Origin of the sequence: Bradyrhizobium sp. 4, from assembly GCF_023100905.1 — a bacterium.
In the GTDB taxonomy this organism is placed as follows: Bacteria; Pseudomonadota; Alphaproteobacteria; order Rhizobiales; family Xanthobacteraceae; genus Bradyrhizobium.
This window is the reverse complement of the sequence record NZ_CP064686.1, coordinates 6148652-6166277: the sequence shown is the minus strand read 5'-3', so window position 1 is coordinate 6166277 and position 17626 is coordinate 6148652. Positions and strand designations below refer to the sequence as shown.

14 protein-coding genes and 1 pseudogene are annotated in these 17626 nt (G+C 64.5%); 8 read left to right on the top strand and 7 right to left on the bottom strand.

Annotated features, from left to right (window positions below):
* Complete coding sequence (locus IVB45_RS29395; RefSeq protein ID WP_007613849.1) at positions 1-900, bottom strand: LysR substrate-binding domain-containing protein; 900 nt, start codon at positions 898-900, stop codon at positions 1-3.
* Positions 901-1102: 202 nt separating this feature from the next.
* On the opposite strand from IVB45_RS29395, the gene IVB45_RS29390 reads away from it, so the two are divergent.
* Positions 1103-1900, top strand: coding sequence for a fumarylacetoacetate hydrolase family protein (locus tag IVB45_RS29390; RefSeq protein WP_247358427.1), 798 nt, complete (start codon positions 1103-1105; stop codon positions 1898-1900).
* A gap of 189 nt (positions 1901-2089) precedes the next feature.
* On the opposite strand, the gene IVB45_RS29385 is transcribed toward IVB45_RS29390, so the two are convergent.
* Together IVB45_RS29385 and IVB45_RS29380 are read right to left on the bottom strand one after the other, a co-directional pair.
* Positions 2090-2941, bottom strand: a complete 852-nt coding sequence (locus IVB45_RS29385; protein WP_247358429.1) for a CoA ester lyase — start codon at positions 2939-2941, stop codon at positions 2090-2092.
* On the bottom strand, positions 2941-3393 hold the full coding sequence (locus IVB45_RS29380; RefSeq protein WP_007595761.1) for a MaoC family dehydratase: 453 nt from the start codon (positions 3391-3393) through the stop codon (positions 2941-2943). The genes IVB45_RS29385 and IVB45_RS29380 overlap by 1 nt, the downstream gene beginning before the upstream one ends.
* Positions 3394-3620: 227 nt before the next feature.
* Here IVB45_RS29380 and IVB45_RS29375 point away from each other — a divergent pair, with 227 nt between their 5' ends.
* Positions 3621-4787, top strand: a complete 1167-nt coding sequence (locus IVB45_RS29375) for an acyl-CoA dehydrogenase family protein (protein ID WP_247358431.1) — start codon at positions 3621-3623, stop codon at positions 4785-4787.
* 55 nt (positions 4788-4842) lie between these two features.
* Here IVB45_RS29375 and IVB45_RS29370 read toward each other — a convergent pair whose 3' ends face one another.
* The 3 genes and pseudogenes from IVB45_RS29370 to IVB45_RS29360 all read right to left on the bottom strand — a co-directional run bounded on the left by IVB45_RS29370 (position 4843) and on the right by IVB45_RS29360 (position 7780).
* Positions 4843-6429 (bottom strand): AMP-binding protein, encoded by a 1587-nt coding sequence (locus IVB45_RS29370; protein ID WP_247358433.1) that lies wholly within the window; start codon positions 6427-6429, stop codon positions 4843-4845.
* A gap of 33 nt (positions 6430-6462) precedes the next feature.
* Entirely contained in the window at positions 6463-7098 is a 636-nt protein-coding gene (gene upp, locus IVB45_RS29365; protein ID WP_247358434.1) for a uracil phosphoribosyltransferase, read from the bottom strand.
* 214 nt (positions 7099-7312) lie between these two features.
* Positions 7313-7780: pseudogene (locus IVB45_RS29360) on the bottom strand (hypothetical protein).
* A 493-nt stretch (positions 7781-8273) separates the two neighbouring features.
* Here IVB45_RS29360 and IVB45_RS29355 point away from each other — a divergent pair.
* The 6 genes from IVB45_RS29355 to IVB45_RS29330 all read left to right on the top strand — a co-directional run bounded on the left by IVB45_RS29355 (position 8274) and on the right by IVB45_RS29330 (position 16438).
* Positions 8274-8363, top strand: coding sequence for a K(+)-transporting ATPase subunit F (locus IVB45_RS29355; protein WP_018454042.1), 90 nt, complete (start codon positions 8274-8276; stop codon positions 8361-8363).
* A 31-nt stretch (positions 8364-8394) separates the two neighbouring features.
* Positions 8395-10098 (top strand): potassium-transporting ATPase subunit KdpA, encoded by a 1704-nt coding sequence (gene kdpA / locus IVB45_RS29350; protein ID WP_247358436.1) that lies wholly within the window; start codon positions 8395-8397, stop codon positions 10096-10098.
* Between the two features lie 65 nt (positions 10099-10163).
* Complete coding sequence (gene kdpB / locus IVB45_RS29345; RefSeq protein ID WP_247358438.1) at positions 10164-12278, top strand: potassium-transporting ATPase subunit KdpB; 2115 nt, start codon at positions 10164-10166, stop codon at positions 12276-12278.
* Positions 12279-12388: 110 nt separating this feature from the next.
* Entirely contained in the window at positions 12389-12991 is a 603-nt protein-coding gene (locus tag IVB45_RS29340; protein WP_027570550.1) for a K(+)-transporting ATPase subunit C, read from the top strand.
* Between the two features lie 37 nt (positions 12992-13028).
* The gene (locus IVB45_RS29335; RefSeq protein WP_247358440.1) at positions 13029-15752 is read left to right on the top strand and encodes a sensor histidine kinase KdpD; all 2724 of its coding nucleotides are present in this window, start codon (positions 13029-13031) and stop codon (positions 15750-15752) included.
* Positions 15749-16438 carry a response regulator transcription factor gene (locus tag IVB45_RS29330; RefSeq protein WP_247287829.1) on the top strand — a complete coding sequence of 230 codons (690 nt, stop codon included), beginning with the start codon at positions 15749-15751 and terminating at the stop codon, positions 16436-16438. The genes IVB45_RS29335 and IVB45_RS29330 overlap by 4 nt, the downstream gene beginning before the upstream one ends.
* 218 nt (positions 16439-16656) lie before the next feature.
* Here IVB45_RS29330 and IVB45_RS29325 read toward each other — a convergent pair whose 3' ends face one another.
* The gene (locus IVB45_RS29325; protein ID WP_247287830.1) at positions 16657-17541 is read right to left on the bottom strand and encodes a Ku protein; all 885 of its coding nucleotides are present in this window, start codon (positions 17539-17541) and stop codon (positions 16657-16659) included.
* Positions 17542-17626: the final 85 nt, after the last annotated feature.

The window sequence follows — 17626 nt, the reverse complement described above, 5'->3', positions numbered from 1 at the left end:
TCAGGACAGCTCGATCGGCTCGCCGCGGCCGCTGAGCTCTTCGTCGAGGCGCAGATAGTGCGCGAGATAGTCGTGCAAGGCGGTCGCCGCCTTCGAGGTTGCGCCGCTCGACTTGTAGAGCAGCAGCTCGATCTTCGGCAGTGGCGGCAGGCCCTCGTTCGGGCCGATCTCGCGCATCGCCGGCACCAGGGCGCTGCGGCCGAGTACGGTCACGGCCATGCCGGCGAAGGCCGCCGCCTGAAGGCCGCCGACGCTTTCGCTGACGCAGGCGATGCGCCAGCGCAAGTTCGCGCGTTCCAGCGTGTCGATCGCGTAGTCGCGATAGATGTTTCCGGGCGGCAGTAACGCCAGCGGAATGGGCCGTTCCTGGTGCGCGGCGGACTGCTCGCCGGTCATCCAGACCAGTTGCTCGCGCCGTACCACCTGGCCGCCCGTAAAATCGTTCATGCGGGTCACGAGCGCGATGTCGACATCGCCGCGCTTGACCAGGCCCACCAGCGGCGTCGAGAGCGCGCAATTGAGCTCGACCTGGACGCGAGGGAAGGATTTTCGGAACACGCTGAGGATCTGCGGCAGCATGAAGGCGGCATAGAGGTCGGGCGTGCCGAGTACGACCTGACCCTCGATCTCCTGTGACGCCAATTGCGAAATCAATTCGTCATGCAACCGCAGGATGGACTTGGCGTAGGTGAGAACCGTGGTGCCGTCCTCGCTCAGCGTCAGCCGGCGCCCGGCATGCTCGAACAATTGCTTGCCGGTGAGCTCCTCCAGCCGCTGCAATTGCAGGGTGATGGCCGGCTGGGTGCGGCCCAGCCGCCGCGCGGTCTCGGTAATGCTGCCGGTCTCGACCACGGAGATCAGCGACCGGAGCATGCGGATATCGAGGCTGATGAGGTTCATGCGGCATCCATGTCGCCCAGAATTTATGCAAGTTCCATGCTAGGGCGAATGGGAGCCGGGGTGGGAAGGCTCGGTCGCAGACGGCCTGTTCTCATCAATTAAACGACGTGCCGGTCCAGCATTGCTGGCATAGTGAATATTGATTATCAGGCGGCCCGGCGCGCATGATGCGCCCAACGAACACAAAAAGGGAGCACAAAACATGAAAGAGAGATCAGCAACGCGACGAGAGCTGCTTGCAATTGCCGCGGCGGCAAGTGCTGCGTCAATCGCGGAAGTTGCGCCGGCTGCTGCGCAGGCCGTGCCGAAGCCGATCTTTCCGGTGCCGATGGTCACCATTCCGATCGTCGGCGAAACCCAGGTGTTCCAGGTCCGCCGCATCTACTGCATCGGGCGCAACTACGCGGCGCACGCGATCGAGCGCGGCTCGGACCCGAACCGCGAGCCGCCGTTCTTCTTCCAGAAGCCGACCGACGCAATCCAGAACGTCGCTGTGGGCGAGGTCGCCGACCATCCCTATCCGTCGCTGACCAAGAACTATCACCACGAAGTCGAGCTGGTCGCCGCGCTGAAGTCCGGCGGCTCCAACATTCCGGCCGAGAAGGCGCTCGACCATGTCTATGGCTACGCGCTCGGCCTCGACATGACCCGGCGCGATCTCCAGAACGGCATGGCCGCGGAAAAGAAGCCGTGGGAGATCGGCAAGAGCTTTGACCACGCCGCGGTGATCGGACCGATCCACCCGGCCAGCAAGACCGGCCATTTCGACAAGGGCGCTATTTCGCTGGCGATCAACGGGACGGTGAAGCAGAGCTCGGATCTCAGCAAGATGATCTGGAGCGTGGCCGAGCAGATCGCAAAACTGTCGGAAGCCTTCGAGCTGAAGGCCGGCGACATCATCTATTCCGGCACGCCGGAGAATGTCGGCCCGGTCGTGAAGGGCGACGTGCTGTTGTGCAAGCTCGACGGCTTGCCGGACATGTCGATCAAGATCGTCTAGCGCTCCCCTCTCCCCGCCTGCGGAAAGTGAGGGGCGGGACGTTTTCGCTTCGTCATGCCCGGACTTGTCCCGGGCATCCACGTTTTTGGGTGCCGCTTGCGTGCAAGCCCGTGGATGGCCGGGACAAGCCCGGCCACGACGACGCTGAGAATGGCTTGTATCCCATCTGTCGCAGCGCGGCGTCCTGCTCTAGCTCCGGCCGAGGATCTTCTTCGCGGCGCGAAGATGCGGCCTGTCGATCATCTGGCCGTCGAGGCGCAGCGTGCCGGAGTTCGGATTGTTCGCGAACGCCGCGATCACCTTCTCCGCCCAATTACGCTCGGGCTCGGTCGGCTCGAACGCCGCGTTGACCACGTCGACGTGCTTGGGATGGATCAGCGCTTTCGCCGAAAAACCGTCACGCCGCGCCGCGCGCGTTTCCTGTTCGAGCCCCGTCAGATTGTCGATATCGGTATAGACGGTGTCGATCGGTGCGACCTCGGCCGCGGCCGCCGCCATCAGGCAGAGATCGCGCGCCAGCCGATAAGGGCTATGGAATACGCCGCCTGACGCCTTTTCAGTAGCGCCGAGCGAGGCCGAGAGATCTTCCGCGCCCCACATCAGGCCCGCGAGGCGAGGAGAGCAGCCCTTGTAGCTGCCGAGCCCGAAGATCGATCCTGCGGTTTCGGTCGCGACGCAGACGATGCGTGTTGAGCCGATGGCGATACCAGCCGCAGCTTCCAAAGCTTCGAGCCAGGTCGCGACCTGCCGCACGTCGTCGCCGCCCTGCGATTTCGGCAGCACGATGCCGTCGGGCTTGCCTGGAATCACCGCGGCAAGGTCAGCGAGCGTCATGCCGGTGTCGAGCGCGTTGACGCGGACATAGAGCTGATGGGGTTTGTTGCGGCCGTTGAGCATCGCCAACGTCAACCCGCGAGCCTCCGGCTTCTTGTCGGTGACGACGGAATCTTCGAGATCGATGATCAGCGCGTCGGCCTTGCCTTCGCTGGCCTTCTCGAATTTGCGCGGGGAGTCGCCCGGCACGAATAGCATCGAACGCATCAGACCGGCCTCTTGTGCATCATCGCCATGCGGCGGCATTTTCCGACGATCTCGTCGTTCTGGTTGAGAGCGTGGTGCTCGAACTCGACGATTCCCGCCTTGGGACGCGATTTGGACTCCCGCAATGAAAGCACCTTGGTCGTCGCCCGCAGTGTGTCGCCATGGAAGACCGGTTTCGGAAAGGTGACGTCGGTCATGCCGAGATTGGCAACGGTGGTGCCCATGGTCGTATCATAGACCGTCATGCCGATCATGATGCCGAGCGTGTAAAGGCTGTTGAAAATGCGCTGGCCGAACTCGGTCTGGGCCGAAAAATGCGCGTCGATGTGCAGCGGCTGCGGATTGAGCGTCAGCAGGCTGAACATGGTGTTGTCCATCTCCGTGACGGTCCGCGTCAGGGGATGCCTGAACTCCTGGCCCACGGAAAACTCCTCGAAATAAAGTCCGGCCATCGCGGTCTTCCTCCCTGCGAAATAACAGCGCGCTCACACCATCGCGCCGCATGATCCCATGCATGGTACACACAGTTGGCAGGCAAATTCACGTATCTGTACCCGGTTTTTCGAGCTAAAGAACGCAAGCGAGGGCACGTCCGGGCACGGCAATCGGCCGCGGCCTTCGCGTGGGAAACGCGAAGAGGGGAGATGGCGCGGGCGCGGCTCCCAACAAGGAGACCATCATGGATTTCGCGCTCACCGATCAGCAGGAGGCCATTCGCGACGCCATCGCGAAGATCTGCGAGGGCTTTCCTGACGCCTATTGGCTGAAGAAGGACCACGACGGCGGCTTCCCGCACGACTTCCACAAGGCGCTCGCCGACGCCGGCTGGCTCGGCATCTGCGTGCCGGAGGCCTACGGCGGTTCCGGGCTCGGCATCACCGAAGCCGCGATCATGATGCGCGCCATCGCGGAATCCGGCGCCGGCATGTCGGGCGCATCCGCGGTGCACATCAACGTGTTCGGTCTCAATCCCGTGGTCGTGTTCGGCACCGAGGAACAGCGCAAGCGCATGCTGCCGCCGATGGTCGAGGGCCGCGAAAAGGCGTGCTTTGCCGTGACCGAGCCCAACACCGGCCTCAACACGACCCAGCTCAAGACCCGCGCGGTGGCCAAGAACGACCGCTACATCGTCAACGGCCAGAAGGTGTGGATCTCGACCGCGCAGGTTGCGCACAAGATCCTGCTGCTGGCTCGCACCACGCCGCTGGAGGATGTGCGCTCGCCCACGCATGGGCTGAGCCTGTTCTATACGGACTTCGATCGCAACAGGATCAAGGTCCACGAGATCGAGAAGATGGGCCGCAAGGTCGTCGATTCCAACGAGCTGTTCTTCGAGGATTTCGAGATCCCCATGGAAGATCGGATCGGCGAAGAAGGCAAAGGCTTCCAGTATATCCTCGAAGGCATGAACCCGGAGCGCATCCTGATCGCAGCGGAAGCCGTCGGCCTCGGCAAGCTCGCGTTGTCGCGCGCGACCGAATACGCCAAGACCCGCGTGGTGTTCAACCGACCCATCGGCAAGAACCAGGGCATTCAACATCCGCTGGCCGTAAACTGGGTCGAGCTCGAGGCGGCCTGGTTGATGGTGATGTCGGCGGCCTGGCAATACGACAAGGGCATGCCTTGCGGCGGCGCCGCCAATGCCGCGAAATACATTGCCGGTGAGGCCGGATATCATGCCTGCGAGCAGGCGGTGATGACCCATGGCGGCTTCGGTTACGCCAAGGAATTCCACGTCGAGCGTTACTTGCGCGAAGTTCTGATCCCGCGCATCGCGCCGGTCAGCCCGCAGCTTGCGCTCAGCTTCATTGCGGAAAAGGTGCTGGGGCTGGCGAAGTCGTACTAGCTGATGCGCGACCTTTTAGCCGAGACGAATTCGCGTGCTATCCCGGTGGCCGTGCTTATTCCGCGGCGATCCGGTCCATCGCCATGGCCCGGAGCCGGGCGCGCTGGATCTTGACGCCGTTCGCGCTGTCGGTGATGGGGAAGGCCTCCACGACATAGATCCGCGCCGGGACCTTGTAGCCGGCGAGCCGCTCGCGTAGGCGCGTGATCAACGCGTCCTGCCGCGGCGGTTCGTGCTGGGGGTCCTGGGTGGGGATCACGAAGGCAACGCAGCGGGCGTTTCCCTTCAGATCGACCGCGACGACCTGGGCGTCGGCCACGCCGGCGCACGATTTGAGCTCGTCCTCGATCTCGCCGGGTGCGACAAGAAACCCGCCGAGCCGCATGGCGTCGCCCGCGCGGGTTTCGTAGACGAAGGAGCCGTCGCCGCGCAGCCGGCCGATATCGCCGGTGCGGAAGAAGCCGTCCGCGGTGATGGCGTCGCGCGTCGCGTCGGGATTGTTGTAGTAGCCGAGGAAGCGTGACGGCGCATGGATCTCGATCTCACCGGAGACGCCGCGAGCCGCGAGTTCGCCGGTCTCGGTGTCGCGCACACGGACCTTGGCCTCCGGCGACATCGGCCAGCCGCCGCCCTCGATGCGATCGGCGAAGCCATCACTCGAGCGTGCGATCGAGAACAGCGCCTGCACCTCGCTCGAACCGTAGAGGCCGTGCAACGGCATGCCGCACGCCTCGGCCTCCGCGGCAAGCTCGCGCCAGCCGGGCTGGAACGCGGCAAAGCCGCAGAGTTCGAGATGCGGAAACGGATGCGGCGCGTCGGTGACGGCGAGGATGCGGCGGAACATCTCGTCCGAGCCAAAGGCATGCGTGATCCCGCACTCGCGGAGAATCTTCAGCGCCGGCGCGGCCTCGAAGGCGGCGAGCGCATGGACGATCGCGCCCGCTGCGACGAAGCCGAGCAGGCTCGTCATGCCGAAGGTGCCGCAGAACGGTAGCATGGCCAGCAGCACATGGCGCTGGGGCGAGAGTTTTAGCGCCTCGGCGACGGAGGCGGCGTGCGTGGCCAGCGTTCGCTGCGAATGCGCGACAAGCTTCGGTCCTTTGGTCGTGCCCGACGTCGTGTAGAGCAGAACCGGCAGATCGAAATCATCCTGAGCCGGCGGGGCCGGCGGATAGGGCTCGTCGAAGGCGTCGAAGCGCACGCATGTCCATTGGGCGGGAATCTCATCCGCGCCGACCACCGCGATCTCTCGCAGCGTAGGCACCTCGTCCTTCGCAACGTCGGCGAGAATAGCGGCAAAGTCGATCGAGCGAAACGCGGCTTCGATCACCATCAGCCTGGCGCCGGAGAGCTTCAGGAGATGCGCGACCTCCGCGCTGCGGTAGCGTGTATTGACGGCGGCGACGATTGCCCCAAGCCGGGCGGCGGCGACCAGCAGCGTGATCCATTCGATCCGGTTGACCAGCCAGACCGCGACGACGTCGCCCGTGCCGATACCGCGTGCGGCAAGCCAGGCGGCGGTCTGCTCGATCTTTTCCGAGAATTCCGCGCGCGAGACCGGCGTGCCGTCGAACACGAAGGCCGGATCGGCGGCCGCCTCGGTCCGGATCAGCGATTGCAGCGAAAACTCGTTGGCGCTCATGGCAACCGGACTAACCCGACCGCGCGAACCTGTCTACTTGGTGCCGAACATCCGGTCGCCGGCGTCGCCCAGCCCCGGCACGATGTAGCCGTGGTCGTTGAGCCGCTCGTCGATCGCGGCGGTCCAGACCGGCACGTCCGGATGCTCGCTCTGGAACTGCGCGATCCCTTCAGGCGCGGCCAGAAGGCAGACGAAGCGGATGTCGCGGGCGCCGCGCGCCTTCAGCAGCGAGGCGCCGGCGCAAGCCGAGTTGCCGGTCGCCAGCATCGGATCCATCAGGATCACGGTGCGGTCCGAGAGGTCCTGCGGCGCCTTGAAGTAATATTCCACGGCCTGCAATGTCTCAGGATCGCGGTAGAGCCCGATATGGGCGATGCGCGCCGACGGCATCAGCGCCAGCATGCCGTCGAGGAAGCCGACGCCGGCGCGCAGGATCGGCGCCAGCGTGAGCTTCTTGCCGGCGATCTTGGGCGCCCGCATCGGCGCAATCGGCGTCTCGATATCGACCAGCTCCAGCGGCAGGTCGCGCGTCACCTCGTAGCCGAGCAGCATCCCGATCTCGTTCAGGATCTCGCGAAAGCTCTTGGTCGAGCGGTCCTTCTCCCGCATCAGGGAGAGCTTGTGCTGGACCAGGGGATGGGCGACGACGTTGACGTTGCTGATGCTCATGAAACCGATCTACACGGTTCCGTGAAACTGCGCCAGATCGGCCGAGTGTTTTTGGTGCGGGAGACGTGCCGTCAGCCGGGCGTCGCGACCGCGCTGCGGAGCAGGTTGCTCGCCCCGCAGGCAGCCATGGTCAATTCGCGGTCGATGGGCGTGACGGTTTATGCTCCGAGCCCGCGCGCCACGAGTGTGATGACGAGCGTCAGGACCGCGCCCACTAGCCGAAATTTTCACAGCCGACCGGCTCGTAGAGCGGGTCAGGCGCGGGACGAATAGTGGGAACGCTCGGACGCGAAACTTCCAGGGCCAATGCCTCGACCTCTATGAAAGCCGACAGCAGCGCGAGCGCGAGATCGGCGTGGCGCGCCTCGACCGCGGCGTCGAGCCAGTCCGGCAACTCGCGCTCGCGCGAGAGAGCGCAGTGCCATTCACCCTCGTCGTAGGCGATGCGGCGGACTTGCCACAGCGGCAGCTACAGCTCCATCAGTGCCAGCGCGGCATCGGCCCAAGCTTCTGCTTCGATCAGGCGCGTGACGCGCGCAGTGCGCTCGCTCTGCCCGAGCGAAGGGAAGTGCCGGCAGGCGTGATCGATGATCTCGAGCATCAGCGGTCGCGTCATCGTGTGCGCGTGGCGCAGGCGCTCGCTGAGTGAGGGCGGATCGTAGTGCCGGAGAGCGGCGGTCATGTCAGGCCTCCTGGAATTGGCGTCGGTCAGTCGGCCGGCCTCTCCAAGATGGCCAAAACGGCATTTGAAAACGAGATGGGGGCGGGGCGGGAGATATAGGGATTTCATAAGTGCGGGATGGGGGCGGTGGCGCGCCATTCTCCGCCGTCGCCGGGACGACGATGTCATGTGCCTCGCGAGCGTTGTCCGACCACGCCGTCAGCCCCGGCCTTTTATGAGATTCCTATAACTTCGCCACGGCCCTCGTCTCGAAAACCTATGCCCGCGGTGGCACTTCAGCCCGGTCAAAAGGTCCCGGTGGGCGCCGTGGAAATGCACTGGAATTTCCTTTCACGCGCCGACCGGATCTCCCGAGAAACGGTTGCGCCCAAATCAAGGGCGCAACGAGGAGTATCTCCATGATGGACATTCTGATGCTGGCGCTGGGCTTCGGCTTCTTCGCCCTTGCGATCGGCTACACCTATGCCTGCGAACGGCTGTGAGGGAGCGGACCATGATCTTCGATTATTCGCTCGCCGGCGCCGTTTCGCTCGGCCTCCTGTTCTACCTCACTTACGCGCTGCTGCGGCCCGAGCGGTTCTGACCGTGCTCACGAAGCCTGAAGGGTTGATGTCATGACTGTGATCGGTTGGCTCCAGATCATTCTCTTTTGCGTCATTATCGTCGCGCTCACAAAACCGCTCGGCTGGTACATGACGCGCGTGTTCAACGGCGAGCGGACCTTCCTCTCGCCGGTGCTGCGTCCCATCGAGGCCGGCATCTACTGGTTCTCCGGCGTCGACGAGAAGCGCGAGCAGCATTGGCTGACCTATACGGTCGCCATGCTGTTGTTCCATGTCGGCGGCTTCCTCATCATCTACGGCGTGATGCGGTTGCAGGCCGTACTGCCGTTCAATCCGGCCGGCCAAGGCGCGGTCGCCGCGGATCTCTCCTTCAATACGGCGATCTCCTTCATCACCAACACCAACTGGCAGAACTACGGCGGCGAGAGCACGATCTCCTATCTCGTGCAGATGCTCGGCTTGACGCACCAGAACTTCCTGTCGGCGGCGACCGGTATCGCACTCGCGGTCGCCCTGATCCGCGGCTTCTCGCGTGCGTCGGCACGCACCGTCGGAAATTTCTGGGTCGACGTCACCCGCTGCACGCTCTATGTGCTGTTGCCAATCTGTATCGTCTATACGCTGTTCCTGGTCTCGCAAGGCATACCGCAGACGCTCGGTGACTATGTCGAGGCCACCACGCTCGAGGGTGCCAAGCAAACCATTGCGGTCGGCCCGGTCGCCTCCCAGGTCGCGATCAAGATGCTCGGCACCAATGGCGGCGGCTTCTTCAACGCCAATGCGGCGCATCCGTTCGAAAATCCAACCGCGCTGTCCAACTTCATTCAGATGCTATCGATCTTCGTGCTGGGTGCGGCGCTGACCAACGTGTTCGGCCGCATGGTCGGCAGCCAGCGCCAGGGCTGGGCGATCCTGTCCGTGATGGGCGTGCTGTTCGTCGCCGGTGTCGCCATCACCTATTGGGCGGAGGCCAACGGTACTTCGACCCTGCACGCGCTCGGCCTGACCGGCGGCAACATGGAAGGCAAGGAGGTTCGCTTCGGCATCGTCGCGTCCTCCCTGTTCGCCGTGATCACGACGGCCGCCTCCTGCGGCGCGATCAACGCCATGCATGACAGCTTCACGGCGCTCGGCGGCATGATTCCCCTGATCAATATGCAGCTCGGCGAAATCATCGTCGGCGGCGTCGGCGCCGGCCTCTATGGCATGCTGCTGTTCGTCGTGCTCGCGATCTTCGTGGCCGGCCTGATGGTCGGCCGCACGCCGGAGTATGTCGGCAAGAAGATCGAGGCGCGCGAAGTGAAGATGGCGATGCTCGCGATCCTGGTGCTGCCGCTGATGTATCTGGGATGGACCGCGGTCGGCGTGGTCTATCCGGCGGCGGTCGCCTCGATGGCGAATGCCGGGCCGCATGGCTTCACCGAGGTGCTCTATGCCTTCACCTCGGCGACCGGCAACAACGGCTCGGCCTTCGCGGGCCTCACCGGCAACACCTTCTTCTACAACCTCACGCTCGCAAGCGCGATGTTCGTCGGCCGCTTCTTCATGATCATCCCGGCGATGGCGATTGCGGGTTCGCTGGCCGCCAAGAAATCGATCCCGCCGTCCGCGGGCACCCTCCCGACCACGGGCGGGCTGTTCGTCGGCCTCGTCGTCGGCGTGATCCTGATCATCGGCGGCCTCACCTTCTTCCCGGCCCTCGCCCTCGGCCCCATCGTCGAGCATCTCGCGATGAACGCCGGCCAAGTGTTTTGAACAACAAGTGTTCTGAACGACTAGTGTTCTGATCGACCGCCTTCTGATTGTTTGGAGTGACCTCCATGGATACCATGAAACTGCAAAAACGCGCGTCCGTCTCGGCGATGCTCGATCCCAAGATCGTCGTACCTGCGATCCGCGCGTCCTTCACCAAGCTCGATCCACGCTTGATGATCAAGAATCCGGTGATGTTCGTGGTCGAGATCGTGGCCGCGCTCACCACGGTGATCTTCCTCCGCGATCTCCTCACCGCCGGCGAGAATCTCGGCTTCACCTTCCAGATCATCGTTTGGCTCTGGTTCACGGTGCTGTTTGCCAACTTCGCCGAAGCGGTGGCCGAAGGCCGCGGCAAGGCGCAGGCGGAATCGCTGCGCAAGACCCGCACCGAGAGCCAGGCAAAGCTGCTGACCGGCGCCGGCCTGGCCTTCAATCTCGTGCCGGGCACCAGCCTCAAGGTCGGCGACATCGTGCTGGTCGAGGCCGGCGATACTATTCCCTCCGATGGCGAGGTGATCGAGGGCGTTGCGTCCGTCAACGAGGCCGCCATCACCGGCGAGTCCGCACCCGTGATCCGCGAATCCGGCGGCGACCGTTCGGCGGTGACCGGCGGCACCCAGGTGCTGTCCGACTGGATCCGCGTGCGGATCACGGCAGCGCAGGGCTCGACCTTCATCGACCGCATGATCAAGCTGGTCGAGGGCGCGGAACGGGCGAAGACCCCGAACGAGATCGCGCTCAACATCCTGCTGGCCGGTCTCACCATCATCTTCGTGTTCGCCACCGTCACCATCCCGAGCTACGCGGCCTATGCCGGCGGCTCGATCTCGGTGGTCGTGCTGGTCGCCCTGTTCGTGACGTTGATCCCGACCACGATTGGCGCACTGCTGTCGGCGATCGGCATCGCCGGCATGGACCGTCTGGTCCGCTTCAACGTGCTGGCGATGTCCGGCCGTGCGGTCGAGGCCGCCGGAGACGTCGACACGCTGCTGCTCGACAAGACCGGAACGATCACGCTCGGCAACCGCCAGGCGACCTCTTTCCGCCCGGTGCGTGGCGTCACCGATCAGGAGCTCGCGGACGCCGCCCAGCTCGCATCGCTCGCCGACGAGACCCCGGAGGGCCGTTCGATCGTGGTGCTGGCCAAGGAAAAATACGGCATCCGTGGCCGCGAGATGGCCGAGTTGGGAGCCACCTTCATCCCCTTCACGGCGCAGACCCGCATGAGCGGTGTCGACGCCGGCGGCTCGTCGGTGCGCAAGGGCGCGGTCGATGCGATGCTCAACTATGTCGGTGGCGGTGCACCGCTGGTGGTTGCCTCTGGCAACACGGCTCGTTCCATCCAGCTCGCCGGGCTCTCGGACATCGGCCGCGAGATCCAGACCATTGCCGACGAGATATCGAAGGCCGGCGGCACGCCGCTGGCGGTCGCCAGGGACGGTAGGCTGCTCGGCGTCATCCAGCTCAAGGACATCGTCAAGGGCGGCATCCGCGAGCGCTTTGCCGAGCTGCGGCGCATGGGCATCCGCACCGTCATGATCACCGGCGACAATCCCATGACGGCCGCCGCGATTGCAGCGGAGGCCGGCGTCGACGACTTCCTGGCGCAGGCAACTCCCGAGGACAAGCTCAAGCTGATCCGCGACGAGCAGGCCAAAGGTAAGCTGGTGGCGATGTGCGGCGACGGCACCAACGACGCGCCGGCGCTCGCACAGGCAGACGTCGGTGTCGCCATGAACACCGGCACGCAGGCGGCCCGCGAGGCCGGCAACATGGTCGATCTCGATTCCAACCCGACCAAGCTGATCGAGGTGGTCGAGATCGGCAAGCAGCTCTTGATGACGCGCGGCGCGCTGACCACGTTCTCGATCGCCAACGACGTCGCGAAGTATTTCGCGATCATCCCGGCGATGTTCCTGGCGTTCTACCCCCAGCTCAACGTGCTCAATGTCATGAACCTGTCGAGCCCGCAGAGCGCCATCCTGTCGGCGATCATCTTCAACGCACTTGTTATCATCGCACTGGTCCCGCTGGCGCTGAAGGGCGTCGCCTATCGCGCGGTCGGGGCCGGCGCACTGCTCCGGCGCAACCTGCTGATCTACGGCCTCGGCGGTATCGTCATTCCCTTCATCGGCATCAAGGCGATCGACCTCGTCGTCGTTGCCTTGCACCTGGCTTAACCCCGTCATTGCGAGCGAAGCGAAGCAATCCAGAATTCTTGCCGCGGCTGAGAGACTGGATTGCTTCGTCGCTTCGCTCCTCGCCACGACGAAAGAAATAGGAGAAACGCATGCTCAGAGAAATCCGCCCCGCCATCGTCCTGCTGCTGGTGCTCACCGCCATCACCGGCCTGGCCTACCCGCTCGCGATGACCGCTATTGCCGGTGCGATCTTCCCCGCGCAGGCGCAGGGCAGCTTGATCGAGAAGGACGGCAAGGTGGTCGGCTCCGCCCTGATCGGGCAGGAGTTCAAGGACGACAAATATTTCCACGGCCGTCCCTCGGCGACGGTGGCGCCGGATCCGAACGATTCGACCAAGACGGTACCGGCGCCCTACAACGCCGCGAATTCGGGTGGCTCAAATCTCGGCCCGACCAGCAAGGCGCTGGCCGACCGGCTGAAGGAAGACGTGGACAAGCTCAGGGGCGAGAATCCGAATGCCGCCGTGCCGGTCGACCTCGTGACGACCTCAGCCAGTGGCCTCGATCCGGATATCTCGCCGGAAGCGGCGCAATTCCAGGTGCCGCGCGTCGCGAAGGCGCGAAACGTGCCGGAGGATCAGGTCAAGCAACTGGTGGCTTCCAACACCCAGGGCTGCCTGCTCGGCCTGATCGGCGAGCCCCGGATCAACGTGCTGACTCTGAATCTCGCGCTCGATCGTGCCACGAAGTAGTCTAGGCTAGGTCCGCGCGGATGATTATATTGATCTGATGGTCCGAGAGCGCCGCGATCCCGAACAACGTCCTTCGCCCGAGGCGCTGCTGGAGGCCGCGCGCCGGGAGGAGGGCGTGAGCGGCAAGCTGAAAATCTTCGTCGGCGCCGCTCCCGGCGTCGGCAAGACCTACGAGATGCTGCAAAGCGCCCACGCCAAGCGCAAGGCCGGCATCGACGTCGTGGTCGGCTTCGTCGAGACCCATGGCCGCGCCGAGACCGAGGCGCTGGCGCGCGGGCTGGAAGTGATCCCGCGCAAGAAGCTCGACTACCGCGGCCAGATTGTCGAGGAAATGGACCTCGACGCCGTGATCGCGCGCCGGCCGAAAATCGCGCTGGTCGACGAGCTCGCCCACACCAATGCTCCTCTTTGCCGTCATCCGAAACGCTATCTCGATGTCGAGGAGCTGCTGTCCCACGGCATCGACGTCTACACCGCCGTCAATATCCAGCACATCGAGAGCCTGAACGACGTTGTCGCGCAGATCACCCATGTGCGGGTGCGGGAGACCGTGCCGGATTCGGTGTTCGACCGCGCAGACGCCATCGAGCTGATCGACCTCACGCCCGACGACCTGATCCAGCGCCTGAAGGAAGGCAAGGTCTATGTCCCCAGGCAGGCCGAGCGGGCGCTGGAGCATTATTTCTCGCCGGGTAACCTGACTGCGTTGCGCGAACTCGCGCTGCGGCGCACGGCCGAACGGGTCGACGAGCAGCTGCTCACCCACATGCAGGCGAACGCGATCGCCGGTCCCTGGGCCGCAGGCGAGCGCATCCTCGTCTGCGTCAGCGAAGATCCGCGCGCGGCCAGCCTCGTGCGTTACACCAAGCGGCTGGCCGATCGGCTGCACGCGCCGTTTATCGCGGTGTCGATCGAGACGCGGCGGTCCCTGCAAATGTCCGATGAGGAGCGCGACCGGCTGGCCGATACGCTGCGGCTCGCGGAGTCGCTCGGCGGCGAGGCGCTGACGATCCCGGGCGTCGGCCGCCGCCTCGCCGACGACGTGGTCAACTTCGCGCAGGGCAACAACGTCACCCAGATCGTGATCGGAAAGTCGACGCGCTCGCTCTGGTTCGAGATGACGCGCGGCTCCGTCGTGCACGATCTGGTGCGCCGCGCCGGCAATATCAGCGTGCATGTCATCCCAGGCGACGAGCTCACGAGCGAGCCGGCGCCGAAGACGGCGGTGCAGACCGCAACGCGATCGGATCCGTTCGATGCGCGGCCCTATCTGAAGGCACTCGGGATCACCGCGCTTGGCCTCGCCGCCGCCGTGGCCATCAAGCCTTATTTCGGCATTGAGAACGTCGACCTGATGTTTCTGACCGCCGTGGTGACGGTTGCCGTGCGCTACGGATTATGGCCGTCGCTGCTTGCGAGCGTCGCGGCGTCGCTCGCCTACAATTTCTTCTTTCTGCCGCCGGTCTATACCTTCACCATCACCGATCCGACCAATGTCGCGGCGTTCTTTTTCTTCATGCTGATAGCGTTCGTGGTGTCGAACGTGGCGGGGCGGGTCCGCACCCAGGCTGATGCTGCGATCGGCCGCATCCGGACCACGGAGCAGCTCTATGCTTTCAGCCGCAAGCTCGCCGGCACCGGTACGCTCGACGACGTGCTGTGGGCGACCGCCTACCAGATCGCGCTGATGCTGAAAGTCCGCGTGGTGCTGCTATTGCCGGACGAAGGTCTGCTCACGGTGAAGTCGGGCTATCCCCCCGAGGACGATCTCGATCAGGCCGACCTTGCCGCCGCCAACTGGGCCAGGAGCAACGACCGCCCTGCAGGCCGCGGCTCGGACACGCTGCCCGGCGCAAAGCGGCTGTTCCTGCCGATGCGCACCGGGCGCGGCCCGATCGGCGTCATCGGCATCGACGACGACCGCACCGGTCCCTTGCTGACGCCGGACCAGCGCCGGCTGCTGGACGCGCTGGTCGACCAAGGCGCGCTGGCGATCGAGCGCGTGCTGCTGGTCGAGGACGTCGATCGCGTCAAGCGCTCCGTCGAATCCGAGCGGCTGCGTTCCGCATTGCTGACCTCGATTTCACACGACCTGAAGACGCCGCTCGCATCCGTGCTGGGTGCGGCCTCGACTATGCGCGATCTTGCCAGCGCGCTCTCCGACACCGAGAAGCGCGACCTGCTGGCGACGGTCATCGACGAATCCGAACGGCTCAACCGCTTCATTGCCAATCTGCTCGACATGACCAAGCTCGAATCCGGCGCCATCGTGCCCAACGCTGCGTTGCACGATCTCGGAGAGATCGTCGGCAGTGCGCTCCGGCGTGCAGCCAAGATCCTCACCGCCCACAAGGTGGAGCTGGAGTTGGCCGCAGATCTTCCCATGCTCCAGCTCGATGCGGTGCTGTTCGAGCAGGTGCTGTTCAACCTGCTCGACAACGCCGCCAAATATTCGCCGCCCCACGCCACGGTCTCGATCCGCAGCCGGCGCGACAGCGATCATGTGGTGCTCCAGATCGCCGACGAGGGTGACGGCATTCCGTCCGAGGAGCTCGAGAGCGTGTTCGACAAGTTTTATCGCGCGCAGAAGGGCGACCATGTCCGTCCCGGCACCGGGCTCGGGCTCGCCATCTCCCGCGGCTTCGTCGAGGCGATGCGTGGCACGATCTCGGCCGCGAATCGCGGCGACCGGAGCGGGGCGGTTCTGACGATTCGTCTGTCCATTCCAGCCCGGACCCACGCATTGGATACCGCCGCATGAGCGCAGCCCCGATCAAAGTGCTTGTCATCGACGACGAGCCGCCGATCCGCAAATTGCTGCGGATGGGGCTCTCGACGCAAGGCTATGAGATCCTGGAGGCGTCGAACGGCAAGACCGCGCTGGAGAAGCTCAGCGAGGATCCCGCGCTGATCATCCTCGATCTCGGCCTGCCCGATATCCAGGGCCATGAGCTGTTACGTACCATCCGCGCCCGCAATGAAGCTGTGCCGATCGTGGTGTTGTCGAGCCGTGGCGATGAGGCCGGCAAGGTGGAGGCGCTCGATCTCGGGGCCGACGATTACCTGACAAAGCCGTTCGGCATGGACGAGCTGCTGGCGCGCCTGCGCGCCGCGCTGCGGCACCAGCTTCAGATTCAGGGCGAACGGCCGGTGTTTCGTGCCGGCGATCTTTCGGTCGATCTGGTGCGCCGGATCGTCAGGGTCGGAGAGCGCGATGTCAAACTGTCGCCGAAGGAATATGACCTCCTGCGTGTGTTGGTGCAGCACGCCGGCAAGGTGCTCACTCACCGCTTCCTGCTGAGGGAGCTCTGGGACGAACTGACGGATGCCCAATATCTGCGCGTCTATGTCCGCCAGCTCCGGCAGAAGATCGAAGCCGATCCGGAGCGGCCGCAATATGTGCTGACGGAGACGGGGATCGGGTACCGGTTAAGGGCAGGGGATTAGGGCTGCCCACGTGCAACGATCCGTCATGACCGGGCTTGTCCCGGCCATCCACGTCTTGACCCAGGGGACCGAGAACGTGGATGCCCTGGACAAGCCCGGGCATGACGGTCGGCGCAAGCCTGCATCAGCATCGTCATTGCGAGCGCAGCGAAGCAATCCAGACTGCCCCCGCGGAAAGATGCTGGATTGCTTCGCTGCGCTCGCAATGACGGATTAAGTCAACCCGCCTTCCTCTGCCGCGCCGTCGACCGATGCGTCTTCTTCGCGGCCCGCGTTCGCCCCGATGCCCGGCGCGCATGGGACTTCGCCGCCGTCTTCTTCCCGCCGCGTCCCTTCAAGCTCTGCTTCAGCGCATCCATCAGGCTGACGACATTGCTCGGCCGCTCCTGGGGCTCCGGCAGCTCGATCTTTTTGCCGCTGGCCTTGCGCTTCACCAGCGCCTTCAGCGCGTTCTCGTAGTCGTCCTTGAACTTGCTGGGATCGAAATGGGAGGCCTTGGTCTGGAGGATATGGCCGGCGAGCTCAACCATGTCCTTGGTGATCTTCGGGCTCTTGATGTCGTCGAAGAACTGGTCCTCGTCGCGCAGTTCGTAAGGGAAGCGCAGCGTGGTGCCGAGCAGGCCCTTGCCGAGCGGCTCGATCGCGATGATGTGCTCGCGATTGGTGAGTACGATCTTGGCGAGCGCGACGCGATCCTGGTCCTTCATGGCGTCGCGGATCACGGCGAAAGCATCGACCGCGGCCTTGCCGTCGGGCGCGATATAGTAGGGATGGTTGAGATAGCGCTGGTCGATCTCGTCGCTCGGCACGAAACTCTCGATGTCGATGGTGTGGTTGCTCTCGATCTGGACGGCTTCGAGCTCCTCCGGCTCGATCTCGACATATTTGCCCTTACGCAGCTCGTAGCCGCGTCCCTTCTGGTCGCTCTCGACGACGTCGCCGGTCTCGGCGTCGATCATCTGCTGCTTCAACCGGTTGCCGGTCTCGCGGTTGATCATGTGAAACCGCGTCTTCTCGGCCGCGGTGGTCGCCGGATAAAGCACGACGGGGCAACTGACCAGCGAGAGCTTCAACGTTCCCTTCCAATAGGCGCGCGGTGCCATTCCGTTCTCCAGCGTCTGCGAGTCATTTTGGAACCCCAACCGTCCCGCGGGGTTTTGGTTCCGGGTGGGATGCGGGCCGTGATAG

What these genes read in the sequence shown, in the direction of transcription:
- IVB45_RS29355 (WP_018454042.1), top strand. Translation starts at nt 8,274, where the DNA reads ATGATCTTCGATTATTCGCTCGCCGGCGCCGTTTCGCTCGGCCTCCTG.
- IVB45_RS29385 (WP_247358429.1), bottom strand. Translation starts at nt 2,941, where the DNA reads ATGCGTTCGATGCTATTCGTGCCGGGCGACTCCCCGCGCAAATTCGAG.
- IVB45_RS29330 (WP_247287829.1), top strand. Translation starts at nt 15,749, where the DNA reads ATGAGCGCAGCCCCGATCAAAGTGCTTGTCATCGACGACGAGCCGCCG.
- IVB45_RS29380 (WP_007595761.1), bottom strand. Translation starts at nt 3,393, where the DNA reads ATGGCCGGACTTTATTTCGAGGAGTTTTCCGTGGGCCAGGAGTTCAGG.
- IVB45_RS29335 (WP_247358440.1), top strand. Translation starts at nt 13,029, where the DNA reads ATGGTCCGAGAGCGCCGCGATCCCGAACAACGTCCTTCGCCCGAGGCG.
- IVB45_RS29390 (WP_247358427.1), top strand. Translation starts at nt 1,103, where the DNA reads ATGAAAGAGAGATCAGCAACGCGACGAGAGCTGCTTGCAATTGCCGCG.
- IVB45_RS29370 (WP_247358433.1), bottom strand. Translation starts at nt 6,429, where the DNA reads ATGAGCGCCAACGAGTTTTCGCTGCAATCGCTGATCCGGACCGAGGCG.
- upp (WP_247358434.1), bottom strand. Translation starts at nt 7,098, where the DNA reads ATGAGCATCAGCAACGTCAACGTCGTCGCCCATCCCCTGGTCCAGCAC.
- IVB45_RS29325 (WP_247287830.1), bottom strand. Translation starts at nt 17,541, where the DNA reads ATGGCACCGCGCGCCTATTGGAAGGGAACGTTGAAGCTCTCGCTGGTC.
- IVB45_RS29395 (WP_007613849.1), bottom strand. Translation starts at nt 900, where the DNA reads ATGAACCTCATCAGCCTCGATATCCGCATGCTCCGGTCGCTGATCTCC.
- kdpB (WP_247358438.1), top strand. Translation starts at nt 10,164, where the DNA reads ATGGATACCATGAAACTGCAAAAACGCGCGTCCGTCTCGGCGATGCTC.
- kdpA (WP_247358436.1), top strand. Translation starts at nt 8,395, where the DNA reads ATGACTGTGATCGGTTGGCTCCAGATCATTCTCTTTTGCGTCATTATC.
- IVB45_RS29375 (WP_247358431.1), top strand. Translation starts at nt 3,621, where the DNA reads ATGGATTTCGCGCTCACCGATCAGCAGGAGGCCATTCGCGACGCCATC.
- IVB45_RS29340 (WP_027570550.1), top strand. Translation starts at nt 12,389, where the DNA reads ATGCTCAGAGAAATCCGCCCCGCCATCGTCCTGCTGCTGGTGCTCACC.